The sequence below is a fragment of the Kitasatospora sp. NPDC059747 genome (assembly GCF_042732955.1).
Lineage (GTDB): Bacteria > Actinomycetota > Actinomycetes > Streptomycetales > Streptomycetaceae > Kitasatospora.
The window spans coordinates 57,073-75,552 of the sequence record NZ_JBHWGV010000039.1 but is presented as its reverse complement, the minus strand read 5'-3'; the positions used below and the strand labels follow the sequence as shown (position 1 = coordinate 75,552).

Annotated in this window: 15 protein-coding genes and 1 tRNA gene; 5 read left to right on the top strand and 11 right to left on the bottom strand. The window is 70.8% G+C overall.

Annotated elements, in window-relative coordinates; genetic code table 11:
- Positions 1-150: 150 nt before the first annotated feature.
- The 11 genes from ACFV4G_RS19145 to dnaA form a co-directional block, all read right to left on the bottom strand.
- Positions 151-279 (bottom strand): DLW-39 family protein, encoded by a 129-nt coding sequence (locus ACFV4G_RS19145; protein ID WP_014137031.1) that lies wholly within the window; start codon positions 277-279, stop codon positions 151-153.
- Positions 280-535: 256 nt separating this feature from the next.
- Positions 536-609: transfer RNA gene (locus ACFV4G_RS19140), tRNA-Ile, on the bottom strand.
- A gap of 16 nt (positions 610-625) precedes the next feature.
- Entirely contained in the window at positions 626-2,020 is a 1,395-nt protein-coding gene (locus ACFV4G_RS19135) for a class I SAM-dependent methyltransferase (protein WP_380441765.1), read from the bottom strand.
- 251 nt (positions 2,021-2,271) lie between these two features.
- Positions 2,272-2,922 (bottom strand): DUF3566 domain-containing protein, encoded by a 651-nt coding sequence (locus ACFV4G_RS19130; protein WP_380441753.1) that lies wholly within the window; start codon positions 2,920-2,922, stop codon positions 2,272-2,274.
- Between the two features lie 225 nt (positions 2,923-3,147).
- Positions 3,148-5,685 (bottom strand): DNA gyrase subunit A, encoded by a 2,538-nt coding sequence (gene gyrA, locus ACFV4G_RS19125; protein ID WP_380441763.1) that lies wholly within the window; start codon positions 5,683-5,685, stop codon positions 3,148-3,150.
- Between the two features lie 131 nt (positions 5,686-5,816).
- Positions 5,817-7,841, bottom strand: a complete 2,025-nt coding sequence (gene gyrB / locus ACFV4G_RS19120; RefSeq protein WP_380441751.1) for a DNA topoisomerase (ATP-hydrolyzing) subunit B — start codon at positions 7,839-7,841, stop codon at positions 5,817-5,819.
- A gap of 261 nt (positions 7,842-8,102) precedes the next feature.
- Positions 8,103-8,642, bottom strand: a complete 540-nt coding sequence (locus ACFV4G_RS19115) for a DUF721 domain-containing protein (RefSeq protein ID WP_380441749.1) — start codon at positions 8,640-8,642, stop codon at positions 8,103-8,105.
- Positions 8,643-8,853: 211 nt separating this feature from the next.
- Positions 8,854-9,987 (bottom strand): DNA replication/repair protein RecF, encoded by a 1,134-nt coding sequence (recF, locus tag ACFV4G_RS19110; protein ID WP_380441747.1) that lies wholly within the window; start codon positions 9,985-9,987, stop codon positions 8,854-8,856.
- A gap of 37 nt (positions 9,988-10,024) precedes the next feature.
- A complete protein-coding gene (gene gnd, locus ACFV4G_RS19105; protein ID WP_380441745.1) occupies positions 10,025-10,900 on the bottom strand; it encodes a phosphogluconate dehydrogenase (NAD(+)-dependent, decarboxylating) in 876 nt (291 codons plus the stop codon).
- Between the two features lie 241 nt (positions 10,901-11,141).
- A complete protein-coding gene (gene dnaN / locus ACFV4G_RS19100; RefSeq protein WP_359964163.1) occupies positions 11,142-12,272 on the bottom strand; it encodes a DNA polymerase III subunit beta in 1,131 nt (376 codons plus the stop codon).
- Positions 12,273-13,248: 976 nt separating this feature from the next.
- Positions 13,249-15,048 carry a chromosomal replication initiator protein DnaA gene (gene dnaA, locus ACFV4G_RS19095; protein ID WP_380441743.1) on the bottom strand — a complete coding sequence of 600 codons (1,800 nt, stop codon included), beginning with the start codon at positions 15,046-15,048 and terminating at the stop codon, positions 13,249-13,251.
- A 365-nt stretch (positions 15,049-15,413) separates the two neighbouring features.
- Here dnaA and rpmH point away from each other — a divergent pair, with 365 nt between their 5' ends.
- The 5 genes from rpmH (at position 15,414) to ACFV4G_RS19070 (ending at position 18,118) form a co-directional block, all read left to right on the top strand.
- Positions 15,414-15,551 (top strand): 50S ribosomal protein L34, encoded by a 138-nt coding sequence (rpmH, locus tag ACFV4G_RS19090; protein WP_030059672.1) that lies wholly within the window; start codon positions 15,414-15,416, stop codon positions 15,549-15,551.
- Positions 15,552-15,569: 18 nt separating this feature from the next.
- Complete coding sequence (gene rnpA / locus ACFV4G_RS19085) at positions 15,570-15,998, top strand: ribonuclease P protein component (protein WP_380441741.1); 429 nt, start codon at positions 15,570-15,572, stop codon at positions 15,996-15,998.
- On the top strand, positions 15,995-16,366 hold the full coding sequence (gene yidD / locus ACFV4G_RS19080; RefSeq protein ID WP_380441739.1) for a membrane protein insertion efficiency factor YidD: 372 nt from the start codon (positions 15,995-15,997) through the stop codon (positions 16,364-16,366). The genes rnpA and yidD overlap by 4 nt, the downstream gene beginning before the upstream one ends.
- Positions 16,363-17,520: a membrane protein insertase YidC gene (yidC, locus tag ACFV4G_RS19075; RefSeq protein ID WP_380441737.1), complete on the top strand. Its 1,158-nt coding sequence runs from the start codon at positions 16,363-16,365 to the stop codon at positions 17,518-17,520. The genes yidD and yidC overlap by 4 nt, the downstream gene beginning before the upstream one ends.
- Before the next feature lie 67 nt (positions 17,521-17,587).
- On the top strand, positions 17,588-18,118 hold the full coding sequence (locus ACFV4G_RS19070) for a R3H domain-containing nucleic acid-binding protein (protein WP_359964154.1): 531 nt from the start codon (positions 17,588-17,590) through the stop codon (positions 18,116-18,118).
- The last annotated feature ends 362 nt before the right edge of the window (positions 18,119-18,480 follow it).

The window sequence follows — 18,480 nt, the reverse complement described above, 5'->3', positions numbered from 1 at the left end:
CCCGCGCGCGCTGGGCGCGGCGGGCGCCGCCCCCCCCCCCGCCCCCCCCCCCCCGCCCCCCCCCCCCCCCCCCCCCCCCCCCCCCCCCCCCGACCCGAGGAGGCGCGCGGAGCGCCCCCGAAGATCGTCGATCGTCAGATCGCCCGGAGGTCAGCGACCAGCCGGAACCGGGTCGGTGGCCTCGGTCCACAGGTCCTGCTCGGCGCGGTCCGCCTGGACCTGACGGTAGACAAAGAAGCCGCCGAGGGCGACCAGGGCGACCAGGAGAAGCTTCTTCACCGCGGGACCTCGTCCTTCTTGCATAAGTGGACTCAAGAGCCGAGTTCCGGCCGGAGTGACCGGGCCGACGAGTCCAGTTCTTTTCGAACGCCTACGGGGCCGCCGGGTGCCAGACTGCCCTTGCGGCCGATGATACACACCGGTGTCCCAATCGTGACCAGCCACCGCTGCCGCCAACCCCGCGCCCGGACCGCGGGATTGACGCCGGGAAACGCCGAAGGGCCCGGAGTGATCCACTCCGGGCCCTTCGGGGAGGTGGGCCTAACAGGACTTGAACCTGTGGCCTCTTCCTTATCAGGGAAGCGCTCTAACCGTCTGAGCTATAGGCCCTTGCCGCACTGAAAGATTAGCGGACCGACCGCCGATCCCCCAAATCCGTTCCGGCGGGGGTCGCGGCAGGGACCCCGGCGCCGAGCCGCGGCGCCCCGGTGGAGCGCCGCAGCAGCCACTCCTCCCGGGTCGCCGGCAGGCCGGCCGCGCCCTCCTCGGTGCTGCGGACGGCGAGGACCTGGTTGATCCCGATCCGGTTCTGCTCGAAGGCGAGCGCGGAGGCCGCCATGTACAGCCGCCACACCCTGGCCCGGCCGCGGCCGACCAGCCGGACCGCCTCCGTCCAGTGCGCCTCCAGGTTGGCCACCCATTCGCGCAGCGTCAGCGCGTAGTGCTCGCGCAGCGACTCGACGTCGCGGACCTCGAAGCCGGCCTCCTCCAGCCGGGCCACGGTGGAACCGACCGGCGAGAGCTCGCCGTCCGGGAAGACGTAGCGGTCGATGAACGGGCTGGTGCGGTGCTCCTCGCCGGGGTGGTCGGGGCGGCGCGCGATCTGGTGGTTGAGCAGCCGGCCACCGGGCACCAGCAGCCGGTAAAGGCCCTCGGCGTACACCCGGTACTGCTCCTCGCCGACGTGCTCGGCCATGCCGACGCTGGAGATCGCGTCGAAGGGGCCGTCGGCGGTCTCCCGGTAGTCCTGGAGCCGGACCTCCACCCGGTCGGCCAGCCCGGCCTCTTCGACCCGCCGGCGGGCCAGCGCGACCTGCTCCGCCGAGATGGAGACGCCGACCGCCGTGACGCCGTAGTGCCGGACCGCGTGCAGCAGCAGCGAGCCCCAGCCGCAGCCGACGTCCAGCAGGCGCATCCCCGGCCGCAGGCCGAGCTTGCGGCAGATCAGGTCGAGCTTGGCCGCCTGGGCGTCCTCCAGGCTCTTCGAGTCCGGCGTCCAGTAGGCGCACGAGTAGACCATCGAGGAGCCCAGGACGAGCCCGTAGAAGTCGTTGCCGACGTCGTAGTGGTGGCTGATGGCGGCGCGGTCCCGGCCGCGGCTGTGCAGCCGCCCCCGGGCCGTCCGGGCCTCCTCGGGGGGCGGCGTGGGCCGGGGGCCGACCGCGCCGGCCCGCAGGACGGCGGCGAGCGCCCGGCGGCCCTCCGGGCCGACCACGTCGGCCGGGCCGAACTCCAGGGTGCGGATCCGCGGCAGCTCGGAGAACCGGCCGACGGCGTCGAGCACCTCGTAGAGGTCGCCGCCGGGGGCGACGTCGAGGTCCCCCGAGACGTAGGCGCGGGCCAGGCCGAGCTCGCCCGGGGCCCAGAGCAGGCGGCGCAGCGCGCGGCGGTTGCGCAGGACGATGGTGGGGGCGCCGGGCGGGCCGGCGACGCTGCCGTCCCACGCCTGGACCCGCAGCGGGACCTGCACCCCCAGCAGCCCTTCCAGGGCCTCGACCAGTTGACCTGCGAGCTGTGCCATCGAGCGCGCCTCCGTCCAGTCGTCCTGCACGACCCGGTCGGGCGGACCGGGGGCGGCCTGCGGCACTCCCTGACGCGGAACGGGCGGCATCCAGCAAATCCCACCGCGGCCGGCCCGAATCCGGGCGGCACGCCGCGGGCGGCCGGCTGTCACCCGAAATGCCGACGGGCCCCGGAGGCTGAAACAGCCTCCGGGGCCCGTCCATTCCGTCCGGGGACGGAGTTCTGACCGTGGATCAGGATCCGCCCGGGTCAGTCCTCCTCGGCGAGGGTCAGCTCGACGCCGCCGGTGAAGCCGGCCGCGGCGTTGTAGATGAACGCGGAGAGCGTGGACAGCGCGGTCAGCAGCACGACGTCCACCACGGCGATCAGCGAGGTGAAGGTCATCACCTTGCCGAAGCCGATGTAGTCCATGATGTTGATGCCGCCGTTGCTGTCCGACCCCGTGACGTCCTTCAGGGTCTTGGACAGCGAGTCGAAGACGCCGAGCGAGTCCAGCGTCATCCACAGCACGGCCGCGGCCACGATGATGATGATCCCGACCGCCAGCGACAGCAGGAAGCTGACCTTCATCACGGACCACGGGTCGACCTTGGTCACCCGCAGACGGGCCTTGCGCGTGCGGCCCAGGCCCGGGCCGGCGGCCGGGGCTCCGGTGCCGGGTCGGCGCGCGGCCCCGGGGACGGGCGTGCCGCCGGGCGGGGTGTTCCCCGTCCGGGTGCCCCGGGCCGGGGTCGGCTGCCCCTTGGCGTAGGTGGTCGGCTGGGAGAACCCGCCGGCCCCGCCCTGGGCGCCCGGGGCCGGCGTCTGACCGCCGTACGTGGCACCGCTCTGGCCCGCCGCGCCGACCGGTGGCATCAGCGAGGTGGACGCGGCCGGGTGTTCGGCCGGCGGCTGCGGCACGCCGTACCCACCCCCGCCCTGCGCGCCCGGACGGCCGCCGGAGGCTCCTCCCGCAGCACCCGTGGCTCCACTCACCTGGTCCTCCCGCACTTCCCGCCAGGGCGGGGGAACCGCCCTGTTCGTCACTCGACATCCAGCGCCCGGCGGGATTGCCCGGAACTGGTCGGCGGCCGGTGCCGCCGCATCCCCTCACTGAGGACGCGACGGCACCGGCCAACGGTTCGGTCAGACGCCGGCTTCGCCGCCGGCGGCCGTCTCCGTACCCTCGGCCATCTCGGTGGACTCGGTGCCCTCGACCTCGTCCTCCGACGTCTCCTCGTCCTCGGCCTCCGCGTTGCGGGCCATGCCCACGACCGCGTCGCGCTTTCCGAGGTTGATCAGTTGGACGCCCATGGTGTCACGTCCGGTTTCACGAACCTCGGAAACCCTCGTGCGGATCACCCCACCCGACAGGGTGATCGCCATGATCTCGTCGGTGTCGTCGACCACCAGCGCGCCGACCAGCGAACCCCGGCCCTCGACGATCTTCGCCGCCTTGGTGCCGTAGCCGCCGCGTCCCTGAACACGGTACTCGTCCACCGCCGTGCGCTTGGCGTACCCGCCGTCGGTGGCGGTGAAGACGAACGTGCCCGGGCGGACGACGTTCATCGAGAGCAGCTCGTCGTCCTCGCGGAAGGCCATGCCCTTGACGCCCGAGGTGGCGCGGCCGGTGGGCCGCAGGGCGTCGTCGGTCGCGGTGAAGCGGATCGACTGGGCCTTCTTGGAGACCAGCAGCAGGTCGTCCTCGGAGGAGACCAGCTCGGCGCCGATCAGCTCGTCGTCCCGGCCCGCCTCGTCCTGGCGCAGGTTGATCGCGATCAGGCCGCCGGAGCGCGGGGAGTCGTAGTCCTTCAGCGCGGACTTCTTGACCAGGCCGGCCCGGGTGGCGAGCACCAGGTACGGCTTGTCCTCGTAGGTGCGGACGGCCATCACCTGGGTGATGTGCTCCTCCGGCTGGAAGGCCAGCAGGTTGGCCACGTGCTGGCCGCGGGCGTCGCGCCCGGCGTCCGGCAGCTCGTAGCCCTTGGCGCGGTAGACCCGGCCCTTGTTGGTGAAGAACAGGATCCAGTTGTGGGTCGTCGTCACGAAGAAGTGGTCGACGATGTCGTCCTGCTTGAGCTGGGCACCGCGCACGCCCTTGCCGCCGCGCTTCTGCGAGCGGTAGAGGTCGGAGCGGGTCCGCTTCACGTAGCCGCCACGGGTGATCGTGACGACGATGTCCTCCTCGGCGATGAGGTCCTCGATGGAGAGGTCGCCGTCGGACGGGATGAGGGTCGAGCGCCGCTCGTCGCCGTACTTCTCGACGATCGCGGTGAGCTCCTCGGAGATGATCTCCCGCTGGCGGGTCGGCGAGGCCAGGATCGCGTTGTACTCGTCGATCTTGCGCTGGAGCTCGTCGTGCTCGTCGGTGATCCGCTGGCGCTCCAGGGCGGCCAGGCGGCGCAGCTGCATCTCCAGGATCGCGTTGGCCTGGAGCTCGTCGATGGACAGCAGCTCCATCAGGCCGGTGCGGGCCGCGTCGGCGCTGGCCGAGGCCCGGATCAGCGCGATGACCTCGTCGATCACGTCGAGCGCGCGGAGCAGCGCGCGCAGGATGTGGGCGCGCTCCTCGGCCTTGCGCAGGCGGAACCTGGTGCGCCGGACGATGACCTCGACCTGGTGGTTGACCCAGTGCCGGATGAAGGCGTCGAGCGACAGCGTGCGCGGCACGCCGTCGACCAGGGCCAGCATGTTGGCGCCGAAGTTGGTCTGCAGCTCGGTGTGCTTGTACAGGTTGTTGAGCACGACCTTGGCGACCGCGTCGCGCTTGAGCACGACCACCAGGCGGGTTCCGGTGCGCGAGGAGGACTCGTCGCGGACGTCGGCGATGCCGGCGACCTTGCCGTCCTTGACCAGGTCGGCGATCTTCAGCGCGAGGTTGTCCGGGTTGACCTGGTAGGGCAGCTCGGTGATCACCAGGCACTGGCGGCCCTGGATCTCCTCGACCTCGACGACGGCCCGCATGGTGACCGAGCCGCGGCCGGTGCGGAAGTAGTCGTCGATCCCGCGGTGGCCGACGATCAGCGCGCCGGTCGGGAAGTCCGGGCCCTTGATCCGCTCGATCAGGGCCTCCAGCAGCTCCTCGTTGGAGGCGTCCGGGTGCTCCAGCGCCCAGAGCGCGCCGGAGGCGACCTCGCGGAGGTTGTGCGGCGGGATGTTGGTGGCCATGCCGACCGCGATGCCGGTGGCACCGTTGACCAACAGGTTGGGGATGCGCGCGGGCAGGACGGTGGGCTCCTGCGAGCGGCCGTCGTAGTTGGCGGCGAAGTCGACGGTCTCCTCGTCGATGTCGCGCATCATCTCCATGGCCAGCGGCATCATCTTGCACTCGGTGTAGCGCATGGCCGCGGCCGGGTCGTTGCCCGGGGAGCCGAAGTTGCCGTTGCCGTCCACCAGCGGCATCCGCAGCGACCACGGCTGGGCCAGGCGGACCACGGTGTCGTAGATGGAGGTGTCGCCGTGGGGGTGGTAGTTGCCCATGACGTCGCCGACGACGCGGGCGCACTTGTAGTAGCCCTTCTCGGGCCGGTACCCGCCGTCGTACATCGCGTAGAGCACGCGGCGGTGCACCGGCTTGAGGCCGTCGCGGACCTCGGGGAGCGCCCGGCTGACGATCACGCTCATGGCGTAGTCGAGGTAGGAGCGCTGCATCTCGGTCTCGAGCTCGACCGGCTCGATCCGCATGGTCGCCTGGGCGGTGGCCTCGGCGGGTACGGGGGTCTCGGGCTGTTCGCCGTCGGGACGGTTGTCGTCGACCACTGGTGGTCAGTTTCCTTTCACGCGGACTGGTACGTGCGGCTGCCGGTCGGGCGGCGTCACACGTCCAGGAAGCGGACGTCCTTGGCGTTTCGCTGGATGAAGGAGCGGCGGGCCTCGACGTCCTCGCCCATCAGCACGGAGAACAGCTCGTCGGCGCGGGCGGCGTCCTCCAGGGTGACCTGGAGCAGCAGCCGGTGCTCGGCGTCCATGGTGGTGACCCGGAGCTCCTCGGCGTTCATCTCGCCGAGACCCTTGAAGCGCTGGATCGCGTCGTCCTTGGGGAGCCGGCGCCCGGCCTCCACGCCGGCCGCGATCAGCGCGTCGCGCTCGCGGTCGGAGTAGGCGTACTCGAAGTCGTCCTTGCCCCACTTGATCTTGTACAGCGGGGGCATGGCCAGGTAGACGTACCCGGACTCGACCAGCGGCCGCATGAAGCGGAACAGCAGGGTCAGCAGCAGGGTGCGGATGTGCTGACCGTCGACGTCGGCGTCGGCCATCAGGACGATCTTGTGGTAGCGGAGCTTGGACTCGTCGTAGTCCTCCTGGATGCCGCAGCCGAAGGCCGAGATCAGCGCCTGGACCTCGGTGTTCTGCAGCACCTTGTCGATCCGGGCCTTCTCGACGTTCAGGATCTTGCCGCGGATCGGCAGGATGGCCTGGGTGCGCGGGTCGCGGCCCTGCTTGGCCGAGCCGCCGGCGGAGTCACCCTCGACGATGAAGATCTCGCACTCGGAGGGGTCCTTGGACTGGCAGTCCGACAGCTTGCCCGGCAGCGAGGCGGACTCCAGCAGGCCCTTGCGGCGCGTGAGGTCGCGGGCCTTGCGGGCGGCGACGCGCGCGGTGGCGGCCTGGATGGACTTGCGGATGATGTCCGCGGCCTCGTTGGGGTTGCGGTCCAGCCAGTCGTTCAGGTGCTCGTGGACGACCTTCTGGACGAAGGTCTTGGCCTCGGTGTTGCCGAGCTTGTCCTTGGTCTGGCCCTCGAACTGCGGCTCGCCGAGCTTGACCGAGATGATCGCGGTCAGGCCCTCGCGGATGTCCTCGCCGGAGAGGTTGTCGTCCTTCTCGCGGAGCAGCTTCTTGTCGCGCGCGTAGCGGTTGACCAGGCCGGTCAGCGCCGCGCGGAAGCCCTCCTCGTGGGTGCCGCCGCCGTGGGTGTGGATGGTGTTCGCGAAGCTGTAGACGCCCTCGGTGTAGGAGGTGTTCCACTGCATCGCGATCTCCACCGAGATCGCCTTGTCCTTGTCCTCCGCCTCGTAGTCGATGACCGAGGGGTGGATGACCTCGCCCTTGCGGGAGTTGAGGTGGGCGACGAAGTCGGCGATGCCGCCGTCGTACTTGTACGTGACGGTGAGCGGCTTGCCCTCCTCGTCCACGTGCTCGGGGCGCTCGTCGGTCAGCGAGATCGACAGGCCCTTGTTGAGGAACGCCATCTCCTGGAAGCGCCGGGAGAGCGTCTCGAAGGAGTAGACGGTGGTCTCGAAGATGTCCGGGTCGGCCCAGAAGGTGACGGTCGTACCGGTCTTGTCGGTGGTCTCGCCCTTGACCAGGGGGGCGGTCGGCGCGCCCATCTTGTAGTCCTGGGTCCAGCGGTGGCCGTCCTTGTGGATCTCCACCGACAGCCGGGTGGACAGCGCGTTCACCACGGAGACGCCGACGCCGTGCAGACCGCCGGAGACCGCGTAGCCGCCGCCGCCGAACTTGCCGCCGGCGTGCAGGACGGTGAGCACGACCTCGACGGCCGGCTTGTCCTGGCCCGGGACGATGTCGACCGGGATGCCGCGGCCGTTGTCGACGCAGCGGATCGCGCCGTCGGCCATGATCGTGACATCGATGGTGTCGGCGTACCCGGCCATCGCCTCGTCGACGGAGTTGTCCACGACCTCCTGCACCAGGTGGTGCAGGCCGCGCTCACCGGTGGAGCCGATGTACATGCCGGGGCGCTTGCGGACGGCGTCGAGGCCTTCCAGCACCTGGATGTTGCTACCGGTGTAGGAAGCCTGGTCGGTCTGGTCTGGGGTCTGGCTGGGGTTGCCGGAATCGGCCACGAAGCGCCCTCTCTGGCACAGCGCGGGCCGCATCCCCACCCCGTGTGGGCGGGCGTGCGACCACGGCGTTTCGACTCGGTTGCCACTAGCAACAGTGTTTGGCTCTCAGTCTACCGGTACGACTGACAGAGATGGGCCTTTGGCAGCCCTTGAGGGCAGATATGCCGCCCTGAATCCCCTCTGCACATGTCCCGATACTCGACCGGGGGGCCCAGAGCGCCTGGAAGGGCTGTCAGGGGTTCCGGAAGATCGTGGTCCGGTCGCCCTCCTCCGAGGACGGGCCCGCGCCCGCGATCAGCCCCAGGTGTCGCCCGGTCCCTTGCTGCCCGGGGCGCGCAGCCGGCCGTAGCCGCGGGCCGGTGCGGCCGGGCCGAGCACCTTGATGGTGCGGACCGTGCCGTGGCCCAGCTCGTGGTTCAGACGGGCCACCAACTGACGGGCCAGCCAGCGCAGTTGGGTGGCCCAGGCGGTCGAGTCGCACTGCACGGTGAGCACCGCGGCCTGGTCGTCGTAGGAGGACGGGTGGCAGTGCGCGGCGATGTCCGGGCCGACGATCTGCGGCCACCGGCCCATCACCCCGCCGACCGCGGCCGAGGACTCCCAGCCCCGCTCGGTCAGCAGCCGGTTCAGCGCCGCGCCCAGCGGCACCGGGTCGCGGCCGTCCGAACGGGCCCCGCTGCGCAGGCCGTGCCGCTTCGCCTCGCGCTTCTGCTGGACCTGCTCGCCGCGCTGGCGGGCCTGCGCCCGGGCCGCCCGAAGCGCCGAACGGGCGAGGTCGGCGCCGGTCGGCCGGTCGGCACCGGGCTGCGGGGAGGTCTCCGCGGACTCGCTCACGGCGATCTCCTTTCCCCAGCCTGTGGACAACGGTCGAGCGGTCCAGCGTACGGGAGCGGTGGGACGGTCGGGATCCGCCCACCGGCGGGGGCGACCGGGGGGCTCTACGAAGGAATCGTGAAGGTCAGGCGCGCGGCGGAGCCGTGCCCGCGCGGCAAGCCCGTGGGGGGATCGCCTGAGAAAGATCGCCTGAGGGAGATCGCGTGGAGGATCAGGCGTCGACGCGGCGCACGGCGCCGTCGGCCACCGCGAAGCGGGCGCCGGCCAGCGCCTTCGGCACGTCCTCGGCGACCGCGGCGGTCACCAGGACCTGCTCGCCGTCGGCCACCAGCTCGGCCAGCCGGTCCCGGCGGGCCGCGTCGAGCTCGGCGAAGACGTCGTCCAGGATCAGCACCGGCTCACCGCCGTCGGCGCGCAGCAGCTCGTACGAGGCCAGCCGCAGCGCGAGCGCGAACGACCAGGACTCGCCGTGGCTCGCGTAGCCCTTGGCGGGCAGCGGGCCCAGCTTGAGCCCGAGCTCGTCGCGGTGCGGGCCGACCAGGGTGATCCCGCGTTCGACCTCCTGCCTGCGCACCGCCTGCAGGGCCTGGAGGAGCTGTTCCTCGGCCTGCTCGCGGCTGGCCGGCAACTCGCCCTCGAAGGAACTGCGGTACTCCAGCGCGGTGTCACCGCCGCCGGGCGCCAGTTGCCCGTACGCGGCCGTCACCAGCGGCTGCAGGGCCGCCACCAGCTGGATCCGGAAGGCCGTCAACTCGGCTCCGGCTCGGGCGAGGTGACCGTCCCACACCTCCAGGGTGGAGAGGTCGGCGCCCTTGCCGCCACCGGCCCGGCGGGCCATCGCGGCGGTCTTCAGCAGCGCGTTGCGCTGTTTGAGCACCCGTTCGTAGTCCTGCCGCACGCCGGCCAGGCGGGGGGCGCGGGCGGTCAGCAGCTCGTCGAGGAAGCGGCGGCGCTCACCGGGGTCGCCCTTGACCAGGCTGAGGTCCTCGGGGGCGAACAGCACGGTGCGCAGCAGGCCCAGCACGTCGCGCGGGCGGACGTTGTCGGAGCGGTTGATCCTGGCCCGGTTCGCCTTGCCGGGGGTGAGCTCCAGTTCGACCAGGGTGGAGCGGCCGCGGTCCACCACGGAGGTGCGGATCACCGCGCGCTCGGCGCCCAGCCGGATCAGCGGCGCGTCGGTCGCCACCCGGTGGCTGCCCAGGGTGGCGACGTAGCCGATCGCCTCGACCAGGTTGGTCTTGCCCTGGCCGTTGGGACCGACGAAGGCCGTCACGCCCGGGTCGAGGGGCACCTCGGCCCGGGCGTACGACCGGAAGTCGGCGAGCGACAGGTGCGCGACGTGCATGGCTGTGGACTGCGCTCGCCTTCTGGTGGGGAGGGGGCTACTTGGACTCGACCGCGTGGCCACCGAACTGGTTGCGCAGCGCGGCGATCATCTTCATCTGCGGCGAGTCGTCCTGGCGCGAGGCGAAGCGGGCGAACAGCGAGGCGGTGATCGCCGGCAGCGGCACGGCGTGGTCGATCGCGGCCTCGACGGTCCAACGGCCCTCGCCGGAGTCAGCGGCCCAACCGCGCAGCTTCTCCAGGTGCTCGTCGTCGTCCAGGGCGCGGACGGCCAGGTCCAGCAGCCAGGAGCGGATGACGGTGCCCTCCTGCCAGCTGCGGAAGACCTCGCGCACGTCGGTGACCTCGGGGGCGGCCTCCAGCAGCTCCCAGCCCTCGGCGAAGGCCTGCATCATCGCGTACTCGATGCCGTTGTGGACCATCTTGGCGAAGTGTCCGGCGCCCACGGCGCCCGCGTGCACCGAGCCGAAGTCCCCCTCGGGCTTGAGCGCGTCGAAGACCGGCTGGACCCGCGCGACGTGCTCGGCGTCGCCGCCGTACATCAGGGCGTAGCCGTTCTCCAGGCCCCAGACGCCGCCGGAGACGCCGCAGTCGACGAAGCCGATGCCCCTGGCCGCCAGCGCCTCGGCGTGCTTGATGTCGTCCGTCCAGCGGGAGTTGCCGCCGTCGACCACGACGTCACCGGGGGACAGCAGCTCGGCGAGCTCGTCGACGGTCGCCTGGGTCGCGGCGCCGGCCGGGACCATCACCCAGACCACGCGCGGGCCCTGGAGCTTGGTGACGAGTTCCTGCAGGCTCTCGACGTCGGAGACGTCCGGGTTGCGGTCGTAGCCGATGACGGTGTGGCCGGCGCGGCGGATCCGCTCGCGCATGTTGCCGCCCATCTTGCCGAGACCGATGAGGCCGAGCTCCATGACCAAGTCCTTACCTGTGGTGACGTGCCTGCCGGCGGCGCCGTTGCCGCACACTCCCTGAGCCTACGCGCTGAACGCACAGGGCCTCCCCCGGTCCGGGCCGACCGGGGGAGGCCGTCCACAGGCTGTGGGTACGGCCTGTGGGTATCGCTCGTGTAGGTCAGCCGGAGAGGCGGACCGGCATGCGGAGTCCTGTGGGGGACGACCCCCGCACCCCCCGGGATCATGCCGGTCACCAGCATCAGCCCGAGAGGCGGACCGGCATGATCAGGTACTGGTACGCCTTGTCCTCCTCGGCGTCCACCGAGGCCTTGCCGCTCAGGAGGGCGGGCTTGGTCGGGGTGGTGAAGCTCAGCTGGGCGTAGGCGGAGTCGATGGCCTTGAGGCCCTCCTCCAGGTAGCCCGGGTTGAAGGCGATCGAGATGTCGTCGCCCTCCAGGTCGGCGTCGACCCGCTCGGTGGCCTGGGCGTCGTCGCCCGAGCCGGCCTCCAGGGTCAGCACGCCCTGCTCGAAGCTGAGCCGGACCGGGGTGTTGCGCTCGGCGACCAGCGAGACGCGCTTGAGCGCCTCCAGGAACGGCTGGGTCTGGATCGCGGCGACGGCGCTGAACTCGGTCGGGAAGAGGCTGCGGAACTTGGGGAACTCGCCCTCCAGCAGCCGCGTGGTGGTGCGGCGGCCGGCGCCCTCGAAACCGATCAGGCCCTCGCCGGCGCCGCCCGAGGACAGCGCGATCGAGACGTTGTCGCCGCTGCCCAGGGACTTGGCGATGTCCTGCAGGGTCTTGGCCGGGACCAGCGCGACGGCGGAGATGTCCGACTGCTCGGGCTTCCACAGCAGCTCGCGCACGGCGAAGCGGTAGCGGTCGGTGGCGGCCAGGGTGATCCGGTCGCCCTCGATCTCGACCCGGACGCCGGTCAGCACCGGGAGGGTGTCGTCACGGCCGGCGGCCACGGCGGCCTGGCTGACCGCGGAGGCGAAGACGTCGCCCGAGACGGTGCCGGTGGCGGTGGGCATCTGGGGCAGTGCCGGGTACTCGTCCACCGGGAGGGTGGGGAGGGTGAACCGGGAGCTGCCGCAGACCACGCTGACCCGCTGGCCGTCGGTGGAGATCTCCACAGGCCTGTTGGGGAGGTTGCGCGAGATGTCGTTCAGCAGGCGACCGGAGACCAGGACGGTGCCGGCCTCCTCGATGTCGGCCTCCAGCTCGACCCGGGCCGAGACCTCGTAGTCGAAGCCGGACAGGGCCAGGCTGCCGTCCTGTGCCGTCAGCAGCAGGCCGGCCAGCACCGGCACCGGCGGCCGTGCCGGGAGGCTGCGGGCAGCCCAGGCCACCGCCTCCGCGAGGACGTCACGCTCCACCCGGAACTTCACCGGTAACCGCCTCCTGGATCGAGCGCTCCCGCTCGCACTCTGGTTCGTCTGATCTTGATCGTCGGTCTGGCTGTCCGCCGAGCTCTGCCACTCCGCTTCCAGTTGCCGAGGACAGTCTGACGTACTCCGCCGACAGACGGGGCAGACGGGCGGAAGCAACCCGAACAGATGTCGGGCGACGGTTGTCCACAGATTTCGGGCCCACCTGCTTTGAAACGCATCGATGGGTCTAACTGTGTAGTGGTAGTAGTAGGGCCTGTGGAAACCGTGGATAACCCCGTTTCCGCAGGTCAGCCCCCGAATTTTGTCCACAGTGGGTGTGGATGGCGGCTGTGGACGGACAGGGCCCGCTGTGGACGGCGGAGCGTTACCCACAGGGCACCGAACGTATCCACAGGTTTTCCCCAGCGCCGTCCCCAGATCCGGGCCCGGTTATCCACGGGGCCCGGTCAACTTTTCGTGACGCCTTTCACACCAGGGCATGAACGGTACCCCAAAGTTGTCGAACTGTGGACGCCGCTGTGGACAACCTGGGGATAACCGCCCCGATCCTGGGGACGAGCGGTGGATAACCCGAACGGCCCACTGGCGGCCCGTCAATTGTCCACACCCTGTGGATAACGGTTGTGCACAAGTCCACAGGCACCTGACCTGCGCGGAAGAGCGTAGCGGCGGCCCGCCTGTGGAGGAATTCTGGATAACTTCGGGCGTCGCGCCCTGTGGACGGTGGAGAAAGCCCGTCACCTGTGGACGAGCGCCCCCTGCGCTGCCGGTTTTCGAATCACCGGTCAGATGTTCGACGCCGACTGTGGACTGGCGGAGCATCCGTCGAGGCATCCCTGCCCCGCATTCGGGTGATGCACACCTGTGGATATGCCAAGAGGGCGTCAGGATCGCCCCTGACGCCCTCGGCGGGTCGCGCCGCGGCCGGCCTTCCGCAGAAGTGCCGGCGGCGGACCCAACGGCCCCGGGAGTACTAGCTCTTGATGCGGTTGGTGAGCTCGGTGACCTGGTTGTAGATCGAGCGCCGCTCCGCCATCAGCGAGCGGATCTTGCGGTCCGCGTGCATCACCGTGGTGTGGTCGCGGCCGCCGAACTGCGCGCCGATCTTCGGCAGCGACAGGTCGGTGAGCTCCCGGCACAGGTACATCGCGATCTGACGTGCGGTCACCAGCACGCGGCTGCGCGAGGATCCGCAGAGGTCGTCCACGCCCAGCCCGAAGTAGGCCGCGGTCTGCTGCATGATGACCTGCGCGGTGATCTCGGGGCCCGCGTCCTCGTCCCCGCCCGGGATCAGGTCCTTGAGGACGATGCCGGCCAGCTCCAGGTCCACCGGCGCCCGGTTGAGGTTGGCGAAGGCGGTGACCCGGATGAGGGCGCCCTCCAACTCCCGGATGTTGCGGGTGATCCGGGACGCGATGAACTCCAACACGTCGGCCGGGGCGTTGAGTTGCTCCTGGATCGCCTTCTTGCGGAGGATCGCGATCCGGGTCTCCAGCTCCGGCGGGGTGACGTCGGTGATCAGACCCCACTCGAAGCGGTTGCGCAGCCGGTCCTCCAGCGTGGTCAGCAGCTTGGGCGGCCGGTCCGACGAGAGGACGATCTGCTTGTTCGCGTTGTGCAGGGTGTTGAAGGTGTGGAAGAACTCCTCCTGCGTGGACTCCTTCTGCGCGAGGAACTGCACGTCGTCCACGAGCAGGATGTCCATGTCCCGGTAGCGCTTGCGGAAGGTGTCCGCCTTGCCGTCCCGGATCGAGTTGATGAACTCGTTGGTGAACTCCTCCGAGGACACGTACCGCACGCGGGTGCCCGGGAAGAGGCTGCGCGAGTAGTGCCCGATGGCGTGCAGCAGGTGAGTCTTGCCCAGCCCGGACTCGCCGTAGATGAAGAGCGGGTTGTACGCCTTGGCCGGGGCCTCGGCGACCGCGACCGCCGCCGCGTGCGCGAAGCGGTTGCTCGCGCCGATGACGAAGGTGTCGAAGAGGTACTTGGGGTTCAGCCGGGCGGCCGGCTCGTCCTTGCGCGAGCCGCCGGCCGGGGGAGCCCCGGGGGGCGCGGGCACGCCGGGCACCGCGGGGCGCTCGAGGGCGCGCTCCGGCGCGGGCTTGTCGGACGGGCGCCCGCCACCGGGGCGTGCGCCGGGCGAGCGGCGGCCGCCGGTGGTGCGGGGCTGCTCGTTCGGGCCGGGGCCGTAGGCGCCGCCGAAGAGGTCGCCCTGGGTGGTCGCGGGCGGGCCGGGCATCGGGCGCTGCACCGCACGGGGCGCGGGCTCGTCCTCGATGTCGTGGTACTGGCTGTCGTGGTCCTGGTAGCCGGACCAGGAGTGGGGCGCCGCCGGACCGCCGTAGGGCGCGGGGCGCTGCTCGTAGCCGCCGGTGTCGTACCGGGGGCGGTCGTAGTCCTGCTCGTACGGCTGCTGGTAGCCCTGGCCGCCGTAGCCGTCGTCCTGGACGGGGCCCGGGTAGGGCTCCACGGGGGCGTGGGGGGCCGGCGCGGGGGTCGTGGGGACGGCGTTGGCATCGACCATCACGGCGATGCGCACCGGGCGGCTGAGTTCACGGCTGAGGGCCTCGGTCAGCTGCGGCAGCAGCCGGCCCTCCAGCACCTGCTTGGCCCGTTCGTTCGGGGTCGCCAGCAGGGCGGTGTCGTGCATCATCCACATCGGCTGGGTGCGCTGCACCCACTGCTTGTCCATCTCGCCGACGTCCGGGTCGTTGACCAGCCGCTCGACGACCCTCGCCCAGACCGGGACGAGGTCGCTGTTGACATCAGCCACTGGTGCACGCTTTCCAAGAACAAACCAGACAAGTCCTGCAACGGTAGTCAGCGAACAGAGCCGGATCAAGTCGTTGTCCACAGGCTGTGGGCAAACCGGACGAGCCGGGCCGTCCGGGACGGCTGGTTTGACCCTCGTGCCCCGTCCCGCGTACCGTAACCAGGTCGAGTTGTCGATGGCCGCTGCCGCATGTCCGCGGGTCCACCCGCTCCATAAGGCGCGCAGCACGGGCGCCGTGGATTGCCTCAAACCCCAGCCGAACTGGGGAAACGGGCCGGATTTCCGAATCAGGGGAGATCACGCGGACGCACGGTGACGGCCAAGCGACTTCCCGTCATCCTACGATTCACCTCAGGAGCCCCCGAGTGAGCAAGCGCACCTTCCAGCCGAACAACCGTCGTCGCGCGAAGACCCACGGCTTCCGGCTGCGTATGCGTACCCGCGCCGGCCGCGCCATCCTGGCCGCCCGCCGTGGCAAGGGCCGCGCCAGTCTGTCCGCCTGATCCACGACAGAGTCTGTTGTGCTGCCCTCCGAGAATCGGCTGCGGCGGCGCCAGGACTTCGCGACCGCGGTGAAACGCGGTCGTCGGGCCGGCCGGCCCCTGTTGGTCGTCCATCTCAGCAGAGACGGTGACCCCAAGGGCCAGGCCGACCGGACCAGCGACTCCCGCCCGCACGTCGCCGAGGGGACTCCTTCGGCGCGTGCGGGTTTCGTCGTGAGCAAGGCCGTTGGCCCGGCGGTCGTTCGCAACCTGGTCAAGCGCCGGTTGCGCCACCTCGTACGTGATCGTCTGTCCAGGCTGCCCGCCGGTAGCCTGATAGTGGTGCGTGCGCTGCCCCAGGCCGCGTCCGCCTCGTACCAGGACCTCGAACGCGACCTGGACGCGGCGCTCAAGCGGTTGCTGAAGGCGGAGCCCGCCACGATGGCGCCGACGGGAGCAGGGCGATGAAGTACCTGCTGATGGGTCTGATCAGGGTCTACCAGTGGACGATCAGCCCACTGCTCGGTCCGGTCTGCCGCTACTACCCCTCCTGTTCGCACTACGGCTTCGAGGCCGTGAAGGTGCACGGGGCGGTCAAGGGCGGCGGGCTGACCGTCTGGCGCATCCTGCGCTGCAATCCGTGGAGCCCCGGCGGGGTCGATCACGTCCCGCCGCGCAAGCACCCGGTGTGGCACCGCCGGTTGCGAGACCGGCTGAGCAGCCGGTCCGCCACCGGGGCGCCGGTGGCCACCAACCCCGCCGGTCCGGCCCCCGAGGGCCCGGCGACCATTGGCCCCGAGCGGCCGATCCTCATGTCCAAGGAGCCTGACCGGTGACCTTCTCCTTCCTGAACCCCTTGTACACAGCGGTGTCCTGGATCATCGTCCAGTTCCACACGCTGTACAGCAACGTCTTCGACCCGGACGGTGGCTGGGCCTGGGGTCTGTCCATCGCCTCGATGGTGGTCGTCATCCGGATCTGCCTGATCCCGCTCTTCGTGAAGCAGATCAAGGCGACCCGGGCCATGCAGGCGATCCAGCCGAAGATGAAGGCCATCCAGGAGCGCTACAAGAACGACCGGCAGCGCCAGTCCGAAGAGATGATGAAGCTGTACAAGGATGCGGGTACCAACCCGTTCTCCAGCTGCCTTCCCATCATCGTCCAGGCGCCGTTCTTCACCGCTCTCTACGGTGTGCTCGCCAACGTGGCCAAGGGCCACGACATCGGCGTCATCCACGGCGACCTGCTGCTGAGCGCCGGCAAGGCGCACATCTTCGGTGCCCCGCTCTCCGCGACCTTCGTCAGCAGCGGTGAGACCAGCGTCAAGATCGTCACCGCGGTGATGATCATCATGATGTCGGCGTCGCAGTTCATCACCCAGCGCCAGCTGATGACCAAGAACGTCGACCTCACGGTGAAGACGCCGTTCATGCAGCAGCAGAAGATGCTGATGTACGTCTTCCCGCTCATGTTCGCCGTCATGGGCATCAACTTCCCGGTCGGTGTCCTGGTCTACTGGCTGACCACCAACGTCTGGTCGATGGGCCAGCAGCTGATCGTCATCCGCAACAACCCGACTCCGGGCAGCAAGGCCTGGGACGAGCGGCAGGTGCGCCTCAAGAAGGCCGGTCGCCTGAACCCGGACGGCTCGGAGATCAAGGGTGCCCTGTGGGGCATGCTGCCCCCGTCGAAGGCGGCCCTCACCGCGGCCGCCGAGGCCTCCGCGACGGTCGAGGAGTCGGTGCAGGCGCGTCGCCAGCAGCCGCGCAAGCAGACCAAGGCCCAGCGCCAGCACACCGGCGGCCAGACCGCGAGCCTGACCAAGGACGCCCCGGCGGAGGAGGAGCCCGCGGACGCCGTTCCGGCCGACGCCGGCAGCGCCACGCCGGCCGCCGCCAAGCCCGGCACCTCCCGACCCGGCGGCGCCAAGCCCGGCACCGCCCGTCAGCAGCCGAAGCGCGGCGGCCAGCGGCCGAAGAAGAAGTCCTGACCGGCTTCGTCCAGAGCTTCGTTCCCGGCCCACCCAACCTGGGCCTCATCTCCGAAGGAGTCCATCAGTGACGGAAGGCACCACCTCCGCCGTCGAGGCCGAGGCCGCCGCCAGCGCCGACGAGAGCCTCATCTCCCGTCTGGAGCAGGAGGGCGACATCGCGGCGGACTACCTGGAGGGTCTGCTCGACATCGCCGACCTCGACGGTGACATCGACATGGACGTCGAGGGCGACCGCGCCCTGGTCTCCATCGTCAGCGACGGCAACGACCGGGCGATCCAGCGCCTGGTCGGCCAGGACGGTGAGGTGCTGGAGGCCCTGCAGGAGCTGACCCGGTTGGCCGTCCACCGGGAGACCGGTGAGCGCAGCCGCCTCATGCTGGACATTGCCGGCTTCCGGGCCCGCAAGCGGGAGGAGCTGGCCGCGCTCGGCGCCAAGGCGGCCGAGCAGGCCAAGCGCACGGGCGAGCAGGTCAAGCTGCGGCCGATGACGCCCTTCGAGCGCAAGGTGGTCCACGACGCGGTCGCCGCGGCGGGTCTGCGCAGCGAGTCCGAGGGCGAAGAGCCCCAGCGGTGCGTGGTCGTGCTGCCGGCCTGAGGCCGACAGGTCGACGACCGGTCGCCCCGGCGACCGGTGCGCTTCACAGGACGCGACCCCGTCCGCCTCGTGCGGGCGGGGTCGTCGTCCCTTCGCGGGGCGGTGGCCCGGCGACAGATGTTTCACGTGGAACTGTGCGGGAGAGCGGGTCGGTGGATCCGGGGATCGGAGAGGTCGAGATGGACACGGAGAGCACGGCTGACGGCCAGCCGGGGGCGGGTGCCGTCAATCCGGCCGCTGAGGGTGAGGGCGCCGCGCCGCCCGCCGCGGGGGGGGGCCCCGCGGGGCCCCCCGCCCCCCCCGCCGGGGTGCGCGGGCCCCGGGCCCCCCCCGGCCCCGACACCCCCCAAGATGGCCCCCCC